Here is a 15,821-nt window from a genome sequence, read left to right as displayed (position 1 = left end):
CCCGATCCCGCTCTGTTCGGCGTCCGGGGGTGGGACCGCATACTCCGCGATCAAATCCGCTAAGCGCACCTAGCCGCGAACCCATGGTTTTTCAAGGGTTCGCGGCCAGTTCGCTTGGCAGGAGTGGAGGGACTCGAACCCCCGGCATTCGGTTTTGGAGACCGACGCTCTACCAACTGAGCTACACTCCTGCACTGGCCGGAGCCAGCGAAGGAGGGCGCTTTAGCGTGGCCGGGCAGGGAGGGCAAGCGCCATTATGCCGCTTTTTGCAATGGCTCGGCGACCTGGGTGTCGACACTGGTCTGCCGTTCGGCTTCGGCGTTGATCTGCGCCCCCAGCAATACGACATAGGCGGACACGAACAGCCAGAGTTGCAGCACGACCACGGCGCCCAGCGATCCATAGGTTTCGTTGTAATTGCCAAAGCGCGAGACATAGAAGGACACGCCCAGCGTGACCAACAGCCAGAAGAGCGTGGCGGTTACTGATCCGACCGTAAGCCATTGCCACTGCGCTTTGCGCCGGTGAGGACCAAAACGATAGATCAACGCGAAGATCGTGCTGGCCAGCAGCCCGGCGCACACCCATGTCGCCATCTTGATTGCGAAGATCACGCCGCCACCCCACCCGGTCAGCAATTTCTGGACAAGGCCGATGATCGTTGCGGTGACGACGCCGGCCACCACCACCAATACGGCGGAAAAGGTGATGCCCATTGATACGCGATAGAGGGCGATGATCCCACGTGACTCCTTGGACGCATAGACGATGTTGAGCGCCTCCATGATTGCGGTCGCTGCGCGCGTCGCGCCATAGACGGCTAGCGCCAGCGCCATGACCAGGCCAAGGCCGGTCGTCCCCTTGGCGGCGGACACGACGCCGATCAGTTGGTCGTTGATGATCTGGGCAGCGTCGCGCGGAACAACCGTAATGATCGCAGCCATATGCCGCTGCACCAGCGATGGATCGCCGATCAGGCCATAGGTCAGCACCACGGCCGCCAGCAGCGGCGCAATCGACAGGAAGGCGTAATAAGCCACGCCCGCTGACAGCAACCCCAGATGATTGCCCGACATGGCGGTGTAGACGCGCTTCAGAATCTCCCACCAGGCGCGGGGCGGGATTTTCCATGGTGCGTCGACATGCACCTGCTGCGCGATTCGGTCCGTCATCAGGCTCCCCTGCTGTTCCAAGGGCAAGCGCATGAAGCGGGGCGGGAGTTCCGTCAGCCGGTCAATGCGCAATCACCCGGACGGCGAAAGCCGCCGCGGCAGCGCGTGTCTCCACCCCCAGCTTCTCGAAAATCTGCTCCAGATGCTTGTTCACCGTGCGCGGGCTGATCGCCAGGATTTCGCTGATCACGCGGTTGGGCTTGCCATAGCTGATCCATAGCAGCACTTCCGCCTCGCGCTGAGTCAGGCCGAAATGGCTTTGCAGGCGACCAATATCGGCCTGCGGATCAAGATGGTTCAGGCGGATCAATATTTCGTCACGGCGGGGGCGACCGACGATAATCAGTTCGACCGTATCGCCGGCACCGCTGTCGGTTTTGACGGTCGTACCGGCGGGCAGTTCTTCGGCTGACAGGCGCGTCACAACCGGACGCAGCACGGCGGGTATGGCGTCACCGCGTGACCATTCGGGGGCCAGAGCCGCCATCAGCTTCTCTGCGCCGGGTGTGCTCCAGCTGAGCTGACCGTTGGCGCTCACCGCGATCAGGTTTCGTCCGGTGGCGTCCAACGCGTAATGGCCGCCCTGCGTCTGGCGGGCATTGGCCATATGAACGCGCACGCGGGCCAGCAATTCCTCGACCACGATGGGCTTGCGGACATAATCCACTCCGCCCGCCTCCAGCGCATGGACGACATGCTCGCTTTCGGTCAGGCCGGTCATGAAGATGATGGGAATCGGTGCACCAGCCGGCATCTGCTTGATCGCGCGGGTGGTTTCGAATCCGTCGAGGCCCGGCATGACCGCATCCATCAGGATCAGGTCGGGGGCGACATGTTCCATTAATTCCAGCGCGGCGTCGCCGCTGGTGGCGATCAACACCGAAATGTTGGCCGCCTCCAGCGTATCTGTCAGGAAACGAAGCGATTCGGGGGTGTCGTCCACGACGAGAACGGTGTCTTGGTGGGAAGGCGTGGTCATCGGGCGGCCCTTATGGTTCTGATCAGCCCCTTGAGGTCGAAACGGTCGAGATGGGTGAGGAGGCGGCGGGCCAGCGGCTGCGCATCGGGCACGTTTTCCTCCAGCGTGCGAATGCTGGCTTCGATACCGCGCACGTGGCCGATGATGGCCTTCTGCTCGATATCGGCCAGGATCGGTGTGGCGCCTGCGGGCAGCGGAGGCAGCACGTCATTCTCTACGGCAGTTTCTGGCACCGGCGGAGCGTCGCCGGTCCAGCGAATGTGCAGTTGGTCGGCGATCGCATCCAGCAGCGCGTCGAGATCGACCGGCTTCATCAGGAACATGTCATGCGCCGCGCGCCCGTCGCCGCCACGATGATATTCATGCGCATTGGCCGACACCATGATGATCCGCACCGCGCCGCCCAGCGTTTCTCGCAGGGCGCGACACACGTCCCAGCCGGATTCGCCGGGCATGCTGATGTCGAGCAGCACGATGTCCGGTGGCTCGCGCATTGCGATTTCCAGTCCCGTTCTGCCGTTCAGGGCTTCGAAAACTGCAAAGTCGAGCGGCTCCAGCAGGCCGCGCAGCACCGCGACCTGACTGGCATCATCGTCGATCAGCAGCACTTTGCGTCTTTGCCCCTCATAACCGCGTACGCGCTCGACCGAATCATTGTCTGCGGTCTGACTGGCGACATGGCCCAGCATCAGGCGCATGGTGAATTGCGTGCCCTGATCCGGCTGGCTGACTACGGACAGGTCGCCACCCAATATCTGCGCCAGGGCCTGCGTGATGGCGAGGCCCAGGCCGATCCCCTTCTGGCGCTGTGCATCGGGATTGGACCCGCGCTCGAACGGGTCGAAGATACGTTTCAGATCATCGGGGGCAATGCCGATGCCGGTGTCGATAATGTCGAACGTCGCCATCTGGCTGCGATAAGCGACGCGGAACGTGACCGATCCGCTGCGTGTAAACTTGATTGCGTTGGACAACAGGTTGATCAGGATCTGGCGCAGCCGCTTTTGATCGGTTCGCACAAAGTCCGGCAGTTTTTCCGGGCGTTCGTAAAGAAATTCGATTCCTTTTGCCTGTGCCTGCGGGCGGAACATGTTGGCGATCTGGTCGACGAAGGGGGACAGGCGGACCGTTTCGCTGCTGATCCGCAGCACGCCGCTTTCCACCTGACTGATGTCCATCAGCCCTTCGACTAGGTTGGTCAGATGCTCGGCGCTGCGGCGGATGACCTTGGCGGCCTCGACCGGGGCGATTTCATGGCCGCGCTCCATTAACTGGGCATAGCCATAGATGGAATTGAGGGGCGAGCGGATTTCATGGCTGACGCTGACCAGATAGCGGCTCTTGGCGGCGTTGGCGGCCTCGGCCGCTTCCTTGGCGCGTTGCAGTTCCGCGCCGGTCACATCATGCGCGATGACTTCTTCCATCAGCTTTTGCACATGATGCTCGCTTTCCTGCATCGCCGTGCGGCGGCTCTGATGCGCCAGCACGATCATCCAGGCGATGACGCCGCCCAGCAGAGAGAAGAGCAGAAACAGTCCCAGCATCAGACTGCCGGTCTGCGCCGCGATGGAAGGCATGCGCCGCGCCACCTGCCAGCCGATTCCGCCCATCAATGCGCCATTGGCCAGCGTAATGACGCTCATCACCGCGATGAAATGGCCGACTGGCGTATGGACATAATTAGCAACAGGGCGTGGCAGCAGGCGCTCCAGCCAGCGCGCCGCCTGCTGCGTGGCCCGGCTGTCGGTCTTGCAGCGATCATGACAGCGCGCCTCCAGCGTGCAGCAGAGCGAACAGATGGGCGCGGCATACATGGGGCAATGCGCCATGTCGGCATGCTGGAAGGCGTTTTCGCAGATGATGCAGGTCTGGCTGCTGCTGCCGGCGGGCCAGTGGGAACGGCGGGCGATATAGTAGCGGCCATGGGTGACGAGCGCGATGATGGGCGCGCTGGTGAAGGCGACCGCCATGCCGATCACCGGCGCAAAGGCGCGGGCGATGTCGCCCAGCAGGCCGAAATGGGCGAGGCCGGACACCGAAATAGACAGTAACATTGCGCCGATGCCGACGGGGTTGATGTCAAACAGATGCGCGCGTTTAAATTCGATGCCGGCGGGGGAGAGGCGCAGCGGCTTCGAGATCATCAGGTCGGCCGCCAGCGCCCCGATCCACCCCGCAGCAACTGTCGCATAGAGGATCAAGATCGCCTCAATGGCGTCGAAAATGCCGACTTCCATCAGCAGAAGCGCCAGAAGGACGTTGAAGATAAGCCATACGACGCGGCCGGGATGGCTATGCGTCAGCCGGGCGAAGAAGTTCGACCAGGCGATCGACCCGGCATAGGCATTGGTGACGTTGATCTTGAGCTGACAGATGATGACGAACAGGCCGGTCAGGATCAGAGACAGGCCGGCATGGCCCGACATGGCAGTGTAGATGCCTTCGAACATCGCGGTCGGGCTGGATGCTTCGCTTTGCGCCGCTGCGCTCTTCACCAGAAAGTGGGCGAGCCAGCTGCCCAACAGCAGTTTCATGCCGCCGATCAGCGTCCAGCCGGGGCCACCGGCCAGCATCGCCGTCCACCATCTGCCCGTGCCGATTTTCGCCTTTGCCGGCAGGAAGCGCAGATAGTCGGCCTGCTCGCCAATCTGGGGCAGCAGGGAAAGGAGGGTAGAGAGGGCAAAGCCGAAATAGAGCAGGCTGACGCTGCCGTCCTTCGCGCCCAACTGGCCGGTGAACTGGCTCCATTGCGCCAAGGCTTCCGGCCCGGACCAGAATATATAGGCGATCGGCGCAACCTGAAGCACGATCCAGACCGCCTGTGTCGCATTCTGGAAGCGGGTGATGGCGCTCATGCCATAAAGCGCGATCGGGATGACGACGAGCGCGCTCACCAGATAGGCGATGCTCATCGGCATGCCGGTCATGGCTTTGAGCGCCACCGCCATGATGGTCGCTTCCACCGAAAAGAGGAGGAAGGTGAAGCTGGCGTAGATCAACGATGTGAGGGTGGAGCCAAGATAGCCGAAGCCCGCGCCGCGGGTCAGCAGATCGATGTCCAGGCCATGTTTGGCGGCATGATAGGCGATCGGCAGGCCGATGACGAACATCAGCGCGACGGCGGCGGCGATGGCGGCGACGCTGTTGGCGAAGCCGTAGGTCAGGGTGATGGATGCGCCGATCGCCTCGCACGCCAGGAAGGCGGTTGCGCCAATCGCGGTATTGGCGACCTGTCCCGCCGTCCAGCGTCGGGCGCTGTCGGCGGTGTAACGCAAGGCATAATCCTCCAATGTCTGGCTGGCGACCCACTTATTGTAGAGCCGCTTTTCGCGCAGGACATAGGCGGCGCGGTCCATGTTACTGGGCAGGCGCCAGTGCGGGGCGCGCGCGCAGGCCGCCAGTCGCGACGATGAAGTCGATGATTGCGTCCAGCCCGATCATGTCCTTGAGGTTCGTGAAGAGGAAGGGGCGCGTCCCCCGCATCTTCTTCGCGTCGCGGTCCATGACGCTGAGGTCCGCGCCGACCAGTGGGGCCAGGTCGATCTTGTTGATGATCAGAAGGTCCGATCGGGTGATGCCGGGGCCGCCCTTGCGCGGGATCTTGTCGCCCGCCGACACGTCGATCACATAGATGGTGATGTCGGCCAGTTCGGGGCTGAAGGTCGCGGCCAGATTGTCGCCGCCGCTTTCGATGAAGATGACTTCCAGGCCGGGGAATTTCCGGCTCATTTCGTCCACCGCGGCGAGGTTGATGCTGGCGTCTTCGCGAATGGCGGTGTGGGGGCATCCGCCGGTTTCCACGCCCATGATGCGTTCGGGCACCAACGCGCCGGATCGGGTCAGAAATTCCGCATCTTCGCGCGTGTAGATGTCATTGGTGATGGCGGCGATATTGTAATGATCGCGCATCGCCTTGCAGAGCCGGTCGGTCAGCGCGGTCTTGCCGGAGCCGACCGGGCCGCCGATGCCCACGCGCAGGGGGCCGTTATGAGAGGTCATGAGCGGAACAACCTTGTATAGAGGGTTTCATGGGCAAGGGAGGCTAGCTCCAGTTCGGGCGCGGCGGTGCCCAGATCATCCAGCGATGTGACCAGCGCCTTGGCGGCGATCGGGGGAATGGCGTGAGACAAAGCGGCGAGCGCCAATTGCCCGTCGGTCTGCCCCAGCGGCACCAGGCGTACTCCGGCTGACACAAGGTTTGCGGCCGTGGCGTGCAGCCAGGCGTGCAGTGCGGGTTCCAGTGGAATGGCGTGGGCGGCGCAGGCCAGCGCCATGACGGCGGCATGCGCCATCGGCCGGTCCCCCCAACGCGCGGCGAAGGCGTCCAGATCGGCATGCGGCCATGCCTTGCGCGTGACCGACAGGAAGGAGCCGCCCTGCTGCCGGCTTTCCAGCGCCGTTTCGCTGCTGCCCCGGAAGGCGCTGGCGAGTTCGGCAATATCGTCGAAGGCCGCAGCGTCGCTTGCTGCGCGATAGGCATGGACGAACAGCACTGCGTCGACGCAGCCGCCGCCGCGCGCCAGGACCGCCTCGACATAGGCGGCGACATGGGCGGCGGTGCGCACGCGGCCATCCTCCACCGCCGTTTCCAGGCCATGGCTGTAGGTGAAGCTCCCCACCGGATAGGAGGGCGAGGTCCACGCCAGCAGGCGGTGAAAGGCGGCGTCAGCCAGCATGGTCGTGGTGATGATGGTCGTCGTCGTGCCCATGATGATGGCCATGGCCATCATGCGCATGGTCATGATGGTGATGATGTCCGCCGCCCGAATAGGCCCCGCCTTCCGGTGTGAAGGGCGCTTCGATCTTCGTCACGGTCGCGCCCAGCCCCTCCAGCATGGCGTTGATGACATGATCGTCGCGCAGGCGGATGGCGTGTGGGTGCAATTCGGCGGGCAGATGCCGATTGCCGATATGCCAGGCGAGGCGGATCATCGTCGCCGGGCTGTCGGCGGCGACTTCGACCAAAGCTTCGGGCGCGGCCAGCACTTCGACCAGTCGCCCGTCCGACAGTTGCAGCGCGTCACCATGGTTCAGCACCGTCGCGCGCGCCAGATCGAGCAGGAAAGCCGTTCCGTGATCGGCGGTATAATACCAGCGCCGCCGGTGCCGCGCATCATGGTCCAGCGTGATATGATCGGCGGCCGGGCTGGACCAGTGACCGTGGGGGATGACTTCATGGACGGTCAGCATGATGGGGCCTTCATCAGAACAGGAAATAACGCTGCGCGAACGGCAGCACGCTGGCCGGTTCACAGGTGAGCAATTCGCCATCGGCCCGCACTTCGTAGGTTTCGGGATCGACCTCGATATGCGGCATGGCGTCGTTCAGGATCATCGACGCCTTGCCGATGCCGCCGCGGGTATTGCGCACCGCCTCCAGCGGGCGCGCCAGTTGCAGGCGCTCGCCAATGCCTTCGGCAATCCCCGCCGCCGATACGAAATGCACGGCGGACAGTGCGCCGGCCCGGCCCAGCGCGCCGAACATGGGGCGATAATGCACCGGCTGGGGTGTGGGAATGCTGGCATTGGCATCGCCCATGGGTGCGGTCGCAATGCTGCCGCTCTTGATCACCAGATCGGGCTTCACCGCGAAGAAGGCGGGCGACCAGAGCACCAGATCGGCCAGCTTCCCCACCGCGATCGATCCGACAATGTGTGAAATGCCATGGGCGATGGCCGGATTGATCGTATATTTGGCGATGTAGCGCTTGGCCCGGAAATTGTCGCTGTCGGCGTCATCCGTGCCCAGCGACCCTCGCTGCTGCTTCATCTTGTCCGCCGTCTGCCAGCAACGGATCACTGTCTCGCCCACACGCCCCATGGCCTGGCTGTCCGAAGACATCATGGAGAAGGCGCCGAGGTCGTGGAGAATATCCTCCGCCGCGATCGTCTCCTTGCGGATGCGGCTGTCGGCGAAGGCGACGTCCTCGGCGATCTTCGGGTCCAGATGATGGCACACCATCAGCATGTCGAGATGTTCCTCGATCGTGTTGACGGTGTAGGGCCGGGTCGGATTGGTGGAGGAGGGCAGGACATTGGGCAGCCCCGCCACCTTGATGATGTCCGGCGCATGGCCGCCGCCCGCACCTTCGGTATGGAAGGCGTGGATGGTGCGCCCTGCAAAGGCGGCGACCGTGCTTTCGACAAAGCCGCCTTCGTTCAGCGTATCGGTGTGCAGCGTGACCTGAATGTCCATATCGTCGGCCACCGACAGGCAGCAGTCGATGGCGGCGGGCGTGGTCCCCCAATCTTCATGCAGTTTCAGGCCGCAGGCGCCGGCGCGGACCATTTCGATGAGCGCATCAGGACGGCTGGCGTTGCCCTTGCCGAACAGGCCGAAATTCATCGGCATCGTCTCCAGCGACTGGAGCATGCGCCCGATATGCCAGCTGCCCGGCGTGCAGGTGGTGGCCAATGTGCCATGCGCCGGGCCAGTGCCGCCCCCCAGCATGGTGGTGATGCCCGCGTTCAGCGCTTCCTCCACCTGCTGCGGGCAGATGAAATGGATATGCGCGTCGATGCCGCCGGCGGTCAGGATGCGCCCTTCGCCCGCGATGATTTCCGTCCCCGGACCGATGGGAATGTCGACGCCCGGCTGCACATCGGGATTGCCCGCCTTGCCGATAGCCGAAATCAGACCGTCGCGGATCGCCACATCGGCCTTGATGATGCCCCAATGATCCAGGATCAGCGCATTGGTGATGACGGTGTCGGGCGCGCCCTGCGCCCGGCTGATCTGGCTTTGTCCCATGCCGTCGCGGATCACCTTGCCGCCGCCGAACTTCACTTCCTCGCCATAGATGGTCCGGTCTTCCTCGACCCGGATGAACAGGGAGCTGTCGCCCAGTCGCACCCGGTCCCCCACGGTCGGGCCGAACATGCCGGCATAGGCGCGGCGGCTCATGGTTACGGGCATGTCAAAGCTCCCCCATCACATCGCCGCGAAAACCGATGACGACGCGCCCGCCCGCATAGGGGATGAGTTGCACGTCGCGGCTCTGCCCCGGTTCGAAGCGGACGGCGGTGCCCGATGGAATGTCGAGCCGATAGCCGCGCGCCGCCACCCGGTCGAAGAGCAGCGCCGGATTGGTTTCCGCGAAATGATAATGGCTGCCCACCTGGATCGGCCGGTCGCCGCTGTTTGCGACGGTGATGCTGATCGCTTCGCGCCCTGCGTTCAGCAGGATGTCGCCGGGGGCGGTGATGATCTCTCCGGGGCTCACCGGATCGGCCTGTGCACGGTGACGAGCTTGGTGCCGTCCGGGAAGGTCGCTTCGACCTGAATATCGTGGATCATCTCCGCCACCCCCTCCATCACCTGATCGCGCGTGATGACATGGCCGCCGCTCGCCATCAGCGCCGCCACCGATTGGCCGTCGCGCGCGCCCTCCACCACATGGTCGGTGATCAGCGCGATCGCTTCGGGATGATTGAGCTTCACCCCGCGCTCCAGCCGCCGCCGCGCGACCATTGCCGCCATTGCGACCAGCAGCTTGTCCTTTTCCCGCCCCGTGAGATTCATGGCGCCCCTTAACAGTAACAGATGGTCGGCATGGTCGGCGACAGGCCGAAGATCGCGGCGCGCAGCACGCCGGCCGCGCGCATCACATCCTTGCGCAGCGCCTGCGGATCGGCGGCGGTCAGGCGCAGGATGAGGAGGCCGTCGAAGCTGGTCGCACCGGCCCCTGGCCCCTCGAACAGGCTGCGCGCCAGATCGAGATAATCTCCGGCGTCCGACCCGGCATAGACGAGGGTCGCCACCGCCGTCGCATCGCCAAAGCCGAAAGGCGCGCGACCCTGCGCCGCGAAATCGCCATTGACATGCAGCGTGTCGGCCCAGACCAGCCGCCCGTCGCGCCGGATGCGCCAGGCGTCATGGATCAGGCCCTGCCTATAGGTTTCGCCCATCGCGCCGCGCCCCAGCACCAGCATTTCCATGGCCAGCATGCGCGCGTCGGGGGCCAGTTCCACCTCCAGCGTGCGTCGCATGGCGCTGCGGTCGAACAGGATCGCCTCCTGCGCCAGCCATTCGCAGGTCGCCCCCGCGCCGATGGCGATGCGCGTGTCGATGCGGGTCGGTTCATCCTCCGGCAGGGCGCGGTAGAGCTTCTCCGCCGCCTGCGGCACGATCGTCGCCGTCGCGCCGGGATCGACGATGATGTCGAGCGCCAGCCGGTCGCCGCCGGTCAGGCCGCCGCTGGTCGTGACGGTGACGGCCAGCGGGAAATCGCCATCGCGTCCGTCCGGGAAGAGCAGCCGGGCTGGCGCAACCTGCATCATGTCGCGGATGCCGCGCGGGGAAAAGGCGACCATGGCGCGTCCGTCCACCCGCTGATGCCGGGAGCGGGGTGGCACGATCATGGCGCTTTGAACGGTCATGGACGACATGTGGTTAGCGGCGGCAAGTCACGACATGGGGCATATGACGTATGGAACGAAAGGGCGGCCGGCATCCGCCAGCCGCTCCCGCTCATTTCCTCCCAATGGCGCGCTCAGGTTCTTGGCCGGCGGCCGCCGCGCGCGAAATCGGGATCGATCTTTTCGGCCTTGCCTTCCTTGGCGGCCTTCTCGCCATAATAGGGCTGGCCATGTTCGGTGGTAAGTTCGGACAGATAGCCCGCCTGCGTGATGCCCTTGCGCCGCATTGCAACGCCCGTCAGGCAGGCGTGCATGATGGTGTTGGCGTTGAGCGCGCTGCGATAGGTCGGGTCCAGCACCGGCGCGAGTTCGACGATCTCGAAGCCGACAAGTTCATTTTCCGCGCAGAGCCGCCGTACGATCGGGATCGCTTCCCGCATCGTCAGGCCGCCCGCGACCGGCGTGCCGGTGCCGGGGATGAAGGCGGGGTCCAGTACATCGACATCGAACGAGACGTAGAGTTTCTTGCCGCTTTCCCGCGCTTCCTTGAGCGCGCGTTCCATCACCGCCTGCCAGCCGCTTTTTTCGACTTCCGGCATGGCGTGATAGCGCACGCCATTGTCGCGCATCCATTCAAAGCCTTCCTTGCCGGGCCAGGAGCCGCGCAGGCCGACCTGAATATAATTCTTCCCCTGCACATGGCCTTCCTTGACGGCGCGATAGACGGGGGCGCCATGGGTGATGAAATGGACGCCGCCCTTGCCCGCATCATAGTGGGAATCGAAATGGACGACGCCAAAGCTGCCCTTGCCATGAACATCGGCCAGGCCCGCGACATCGGCATATTCCAGACTATGGTCGCCGCCGACGATGAAGGGAATGGCGCCGGTCCTGGCGATTTCCGCGACCCGCTCGCGCACATGCTGCACGCTGCGTTCGGTGCTCATATTGTCGATGGCGATGTCGCCATAATCGACGATGTTCAGTTCCTTGTCGGGATCGACCATCGTGTACATGTCGACCCCGCCCGCGCCATATTGGTTGCGCATGGCCGACGGGCCGCCCTTCGCCCCGCGATAGCCCGACCCCATGTCCAGCGGCGCGCCGACGATCGCGACGTCGACCTTCCCGGCGATCAGGTCTTCGGGATAGATGGCGACCGGCGCGCCAGCAAAGGTGGCGATGCCCCCGGCATACATGCCAGCGCCCCGACCATTGGCGTAATAGCTGAGTTCGATCGGGCCAGGTTCGCGCTTGGCCTCCAGCCCCTGCGGCCGGCGCAGCTTCCAGCCGTTGAAATTCTCATTCTCGGTGTCGAGCGGGATCGCCGCCATATCGGTCTTCGGATTGAACTTGGCCGCCTCGACCGCTGCCATCGCGCCGTCGATATAGGCGGCGATTTCCTGCGGCGTCTTGGTCGTCAGGCGAGCGAACAGCTTGTCATAGGAGCCGGCGAACATTTCGGCCGGGTCCGACGTCAGGAAATCGCGCTGCGCCTTGGTCAGGCCCTTGATCTTGGCTTCCAGCGTCGGAGGAATGGCGGGCTTGTCATTCTGCGCGACGACCGCCGCCGAAGAAATGACCGTTGTGCAGAGCAATGCGCCCCAAATGCCCTGTTTCAGCCCCATTGCCTGCCCCCGTCTGATCCCCGTTTCGTGCGATGAACATGCGTGGTGCGGCCGGGGACGCCAATGGGGCGATTGACGTAGCCTGTCCGGCAACGGCCCGGACCCCGTTTGCGGAATCCGGGCCTGAGCAGACGCCTATGGGAGAGGTAATTTATACGTCTGCTGCAAAAGGCAGCCAAAGCCGCCTATAGGGATCCTGCGAACGACCCTGCATCCGACATAGCGGAATGACGCGACAAGGCCCTACGTCAAACGCCCTATCCAGTGCCGCCCGCCGCCGGGTTAACGCCATAGGCGAGGCATCCGGGCGGGGCCATCAGGGGGTGAACATCGTGCAAAAGGCTATAGCCGCTTCGTGCTGATCGCATCTCTGTTTTTCCTGTGGATCGTCGTCATCCTGCTGGGTGTCGCCGTCATCGCGCTCGCGCGGCAGGTGCGCCTGTTGCAGGATCGGTCGACGCCTGCGGCATCGCATGTCATTCCAGCCGGGCCGAGCGGGGTTGCGCCGATCGTAAGCGCGCCGACGCTGGCCGGCGATATGTTGACGATCGGGGGGCAGAGCGCCGATGGTCGGGCGCTGTTGCTGCTCTTCATCCGCCCCGGCTGCGGCGCCAGCCGATCCGCCATTCGCGACGCACTGGCGCTGACGGATCGCAAGCGGTTGCGCCTGTTGTTCATGGGCGAGGGCCGCGCGGACGACTATGGCGATCTGCTGCGCCAGCATCGCATCCGCGACACCGACATCATTCTCAACGCCGATGTTTTGCGCGACTATCGGGCGGCCGATCGGCCGTCCGCGGCGTTGATCGACGGGCGCGGGCGGCTGCTGGCGCGCGGCGTGGTGGAGGCGCGCGAGCAACTCGACGCTCTGTTGCTCCATGTTCAGCCGCGCGTGATGGAAGCGGAAGGCGCAGACGCCGTTGCGTTGCTGCACTGATCCCGCTGGACAGCGGCGCGCAGATCGGCATTGATTGACGACATAAAAGCAGGGACAGGCATATGGCGATCAGCTTCACGGTGAATGGCGAAAAGCGGCAGGTCGATGGCGATCCGGCCAAGCCGCTGCTCTGGGTGCTGCGCGAGGATCTCGACATGGTCGGCACCAAGTTCGGCTGTGGCGCGGGCCTGTGCGGCGCGTGCACCGTGCATCTGGGCGGGGAGGCGGTGCGGTCCTGCCAGACGCCGCTGGGCGATGTGAAGGGCATGGCCGTCACCACGATCGAAGGGGTGCAGACGGGCGACGCGGGCAAGCGCATCGCCGCCGCCTGGGTGAAGCATGACGTGCCCCAGTGCGGCTATTGTCAGGCCGGCCAGATCATGAGCGCCACCGCGCTGCTGACCACCACGCCCAAACCCAGCGATGAGGAGATTGACGCGGCGATGATGGGCAACCTCTGCCGCTGTTCAACCTATGTCCGCATCCGCGCCGCCATCAAGGATGCGGCCGGCATCGCGGAGGCAAAGGCATGAGCGCGGCCATCCTTTCGCGCCGGGGCTTCATCTCCGCATCGCTGCTGGCGGGCGGCGGGCTGCTGTTCGACCTCAACATGCCGGTCGCCCGTGCGGCGGACGGAACGCCGGTGATCCTGACCGCCTTCATCCGCATCCTGCCCGACAATCGCGTCGTCATCGGTGCGAAGAATGCGGAGATCGGGCAGGGGGCCAAGACCATGCTGCCGATGCTGATCGCGGAGGAACTGGACGTCGACTGGAGCCAGGTCACGATCGAGCAGACCCATGCCGAGGCCAAGATTTTCGGCGGCCAGTCGGCGGGCGGCAGCCGCACTACCCCGCGCGAATGGCTGCCTACCCGGCAGGCCGGCGCGGCCGCGCGCGCGATGCTGGTCGCGGCCGCCGCGCAATCATGGGGAGTCGCGCCCGATACGCTCAGGACGGGTAGCGGCAAGGTCACGGACCCGGCATCGGGCAAAACAATGCCCTATGCCGCGCTCGCCGCCGCAGCGGCAAAACTGCCCGCGCCCGACCCGGCGATGCTCAAACTGAAAGACCCGGCCAGCTTCCGCATCATCGGCCAGTCGGTCGTGGGCGTCGACACGCCCGGCATCGCCGCCGGCAAGCCACTGTTCGGCATCGATTTCAAGCTGCCCGGCATGCTCTATGCCGTGCTGGAAACCTGCCCGGCCCATGGCGGCACCTATAAATCGGCCAATCTGGACGCCGTGAAGGCGCTGCCCGGCATCGCCCATGTGCTGACGATCAAGGGCGATGGCACGCCCGAATCCGGCTTCGACGGCGTAGCGATCCTGTCCAAAAGCTGGTGGACCGCCAATCAGGCGCGCGACATGCTGAAAGTCGACTGGGATGTGGGCGCCGTCAGCAGCTTTTCGACCGAAGCCTATGCCGCGCAGGCAGCCGCAAGGCGCAAGGGCAAGGCCGATGGCGACATCGTCCGCACGGGCGATGTCGATGCGGCCTTCGCCGCGGCGGCAAAAACGGTCAGCGCCGATTATGATTATCCTTTCTTGGCCCATGGCACGCTGGAGCCGCAAAACTGCACGGCTCTGTTCAAGGATGGTTCGATCGAAATATGGGCGCCGACCCAGAACCCGGAAAGCGGCCGCGCATTGGTGGCCAAGACGCTGAACCTGCCGCCCGAAAAGATACGCATCAACTTCACCCGCATCGGCGGCGGTTTTGGCCGACGGCTGATGAACGATTATATGGTGCAGGCGGCCGCCATCGCCGCACAGGTGCCGGGGGTTCCGGTCAAGCTGCTATGGAACCGGCAGCAGGATATGCAGCGTGATTTCTACCGCCCGGCCGGCTGGCATGGGTTCCGTGCGGCGCTGGACAAGGGCGGCAAACTTACCGCTTTTCACGATCATTTCGTCACATTCGGCAAAGACGGCAAGCCGGTGCGGTCGGCCGAACTGCCGGCCAGCGAACTGCCCGCAGGCCTGATCGACGCTGTGCTGCTGGAACAGAGTTTCCTGACCACCAACATGCCGACCGGCTGGCTGCGCGCGCCCGGATCGAATGCGCTGGCGTTCGTCTATCAGGCGTTTCTGGATGAAGTGGCGCAGGCGACGGGCAAGGATTTGCCGACGCTGATGCTGGAATTGCTGGGCGACCCAAAGGAACTGGCGCGCGGTCCCAATGGGCCGCCCTTCGTCACGGAACGGGCAAAGGGCGTCATCCGCAAGGCGGTGGCCATGGGCGGCTGGGCTGACCGCAAGACGCTGCCCAAGGGCACCGGCAAGGGCTTTGCCTTTTATTACAGCCATATGGGCTATTTCGCCGAAGTGCTGGAGGTGACGATCGTCGATGGCATGCCAAAGGTGAAGACCGTCTGGGTCGCGGGCGATGTCGGCAGCCAGATCATCAATCCCATCAACGCGCTGCATCAGGCGCAGGGGTCGGTGATCGAAGGGCTGGGGCAGGCGCTGGCCGGGCAGCAAATCACGCAGGTCGCCGGCGCAGTGGAGCAGGCCAATTATGACACCCACCCCTTCCTGCGGATCAACGACGCGCCGGAAATCATCGTGGAGTTCGTAAAGACCGATTATCCGCCCACCGGCCTTGGCGAGCCGGCCCTTCCGCCGGTCATCCCCGCGCTCGTCAATGCCATCCACGCCGCCACCGGCAAGCGCATCCGCACCCTGCCGATCACCGCGGAGATGCTGGCCTGACTATGGGCTGCTGTCCCATAGCGGGGCAGCGGCG

At 64.5% G+C, this 15,821-nt stretch carries 14 protein-coding genes and 1 tRNA gene; 3 read left to right on the top strand and 12 right to left on the bottom strand.

Features of this window, described 5'->3' with window-relative positions; all coding sequences use genetic code 11:
* Window positions 1–115 precede the first annotated feature (115 nt).
* The 12 genes from ACFOKF_RS13920 to ACFOKF_RS13865 all read right to left on the bottom strand — a co-directional run bounded on the left by ACFOKF_RS13920 (window position 116) and on the right by ACFOKF_RS13865 (window position 12,137).
* Window positions 116–191, bottom strand: a tRNA-Trp gene (locus ACFOKF_RS13920).
* 63 nt (window positions 192–254) lie between these two features.
* Window positions 255–1,172, bottom strand: coding sequence for a YihY/virulence factor BrkB family protein (locus tag ACFOKF_RS13915; protein WP_380796335.1), 918 nt, complete (start codon window positions 1,170–1,172; stop codon window positions 255–257).
* Window positions 1,173–1,233: 61 nt separating this feature from the next.
* On the bottom strand, window positions 1,234–2,151 hold the full coding sequence (locus tag ACFOKF_RS13910; RefSeq protein ID WP_380796333.1) for a response regulator: 918 nt from the start codon (window positions 2,149–2,151) through the stop codon (window positions 1,234–1,236).
* Window positions 2,148–5,507 carry a hybrid sensor histidine kinase/response regulator gene (locus ACFOKF_RS13905; protein WP_380796331.1) on the bottom strand — a complete coding sequence of 1,120 codons (3,360 nt, stop codon included), beginning with the start codon at window positions 5,505–5,507 and terminating at the stop codon, window positions 2,148–2,150. The genes ACFOKF_RS13910 and ACFOKF_RS13905 overlap by 4 nt, the downstream gene beginning before the upstream one ends.
* 1 nt (window position 5,508) lies before the next feature.
* Entirely contained in the window at window positions 5,509–6,150 is a 642-nt protein-coding gene (gene ureG / locus ACFOKF_RS13900; RefSeq protein WP_380796330.1) for an urease accessory protein UreG, read from the bottom strand.
* On the bottom strand, window positions 6,147–6,881 hold the full coding sequence (locus ACFOKF_RS13895) for an urease accessory protein UreF (protein ID WP_380796329.1): 735 nt from the start codon (window positions 6,879–6,881) through the stop codon (window positions 6,147–6,149). The genes ureG and ACFOKF_RS13895 overlap by 4 nt, the downstream gene beginning before the upstream one ends.
* A complete protein-coding gene (locus ACFOKF_RS13890; protein WP_380796328.1) occupies window positions 6,817–7,341 on the bottom strand; it encodes an urease accessory protein UreE in 525 nt (174 codons plus the stop codon). The genes ACFOKF_RS13895 and ACFOKF_RS13890 overlap by 65 nt, the downstream gene beginning before the upstream one ends.
* A 13-nt stretch (window positions 7,342–7,354) precedes the next feature.
* Window positions 7,355–9,067: an urease subunit alpha gene (ureC, locus tag ACFOKF_RS13885; protein WP_380796326.1), complete on the bottom strand. Its 1,713-nt coding sequence runs from the start codon at window positions 9,065–9,067 to the stop codon at window positions 7,355–7,357.
* A 1-nt stretch (window position 9,068) separates the two neighbouring features.
* Entirely contained in the window at window positions 9,069–9,374 is a 306-nt protein-coding gene (locus ACFOKF_RS13880) for an urease subunit beta (RefSeq protein ID WP_380796325.1), read from the bottom strand.
* Entirely contained in the window at window positions 9,371–9,673 is a 303-nt protein-coding gene (locus ACFOKF_RS13875; RefSeq protein ID WP_298398040.1) for an urease subunit gamma, read from the bottom strand. The genes ACFOKF_RS13880 and ACFOKF_RS13875 overlap by 4 nt, the downstream gene beginning before the upstream one ends.
* A gap of 8 nt (window positions 9,674–9,681) precedes the next feature.
* Window positions 9,682–10,512, bottom strand: a complete 831-nt coding sequence (locus ACFOKF_RS13870) for an urease accessory protein UreD (RefSeq protein WP_380796323.1) — start codon at window positions 10,510–10,512, stop codon at window positions 9,682–9,684.
* 131 nt (window positions 10,513–10,643) lie between these two features.
* The gene (locus ACFOKF_RS13865) at window positions 10,644–12,137 is read right to left on the bottom strand and encodes an agmatinase family protein (RefSeq protein ID WP_380796321.1); all 1,494 of its coding nucleotides are present in this window, start codon (window positions 12,135–12,137) and stop codon (window positions 10,644–10,646) included.
* Window positions 12,138–12,492: 355 nt separating this feature from the next.
* Here ACFOKF_RS13865 and ACFOKF_RS13860 point away from each other — a divergent pair, with 355 nt between their 5' ends.
* From ACFOKF_RS13860 to ACFOKF_RS13850, 3 genes are all read left to right on the top strand, one after another.
* Complete coding sequence (locus ACFOKF_RS13860; RefSeq protein ID WP_380796319.1) at window positions 12,493–13,074, top strand: methylamine utilization protein MauD; 582 nt, start codon at window positions 12,493–12,495, stop codon at window positions 13,072–13,074.
* Window positions 13,075–13,136: 62 nt separating this feature from the next.
* Window positions 13,137–13,607, top strand: a complete 471-nt coding sequence (locus tag ACFOKF_RS13855) for a (2Fe-2S)-binding protein (protein WP_380796318.1) — start codon at window positions 13,137–13,139, stop codon at window positions 13,605–13,607.
* A complete protein-coding gene (locus ACFOKF_RS13850) occupies window positions 13,604–15,787 on the top strand; it encodes a xanthine dehydrogenase family protein molybdopterin-binding subunit (RefSeq protein WP_380796316.1) in 2,184 nt (727 codons plus the stop codon). The genes ACFOKF_RS13855 and ACFOKF_RS13850 overlap by 4 nt, the downstream gene beginning before the upstream one ends.
* Window positions 15,788–15,821 lie beyond the last annotated feature (34 nt).

The sequence above is a fragment of the Sphingobium rhizovicinum genome, assembly GCF_042647625.1.
GTDB lineage: Bacteria > Pseudomonadota > Alphaproteobacteria > Sphingomonadales > Sphingomonadaceae > Sphingobium > Sphingobium rhizovicinum.
The sequence above is the reverse complement of the archived record's forward strand: the minus strand, read 5'-3'. Positions and strand labels throughout refer to the sequence as shown.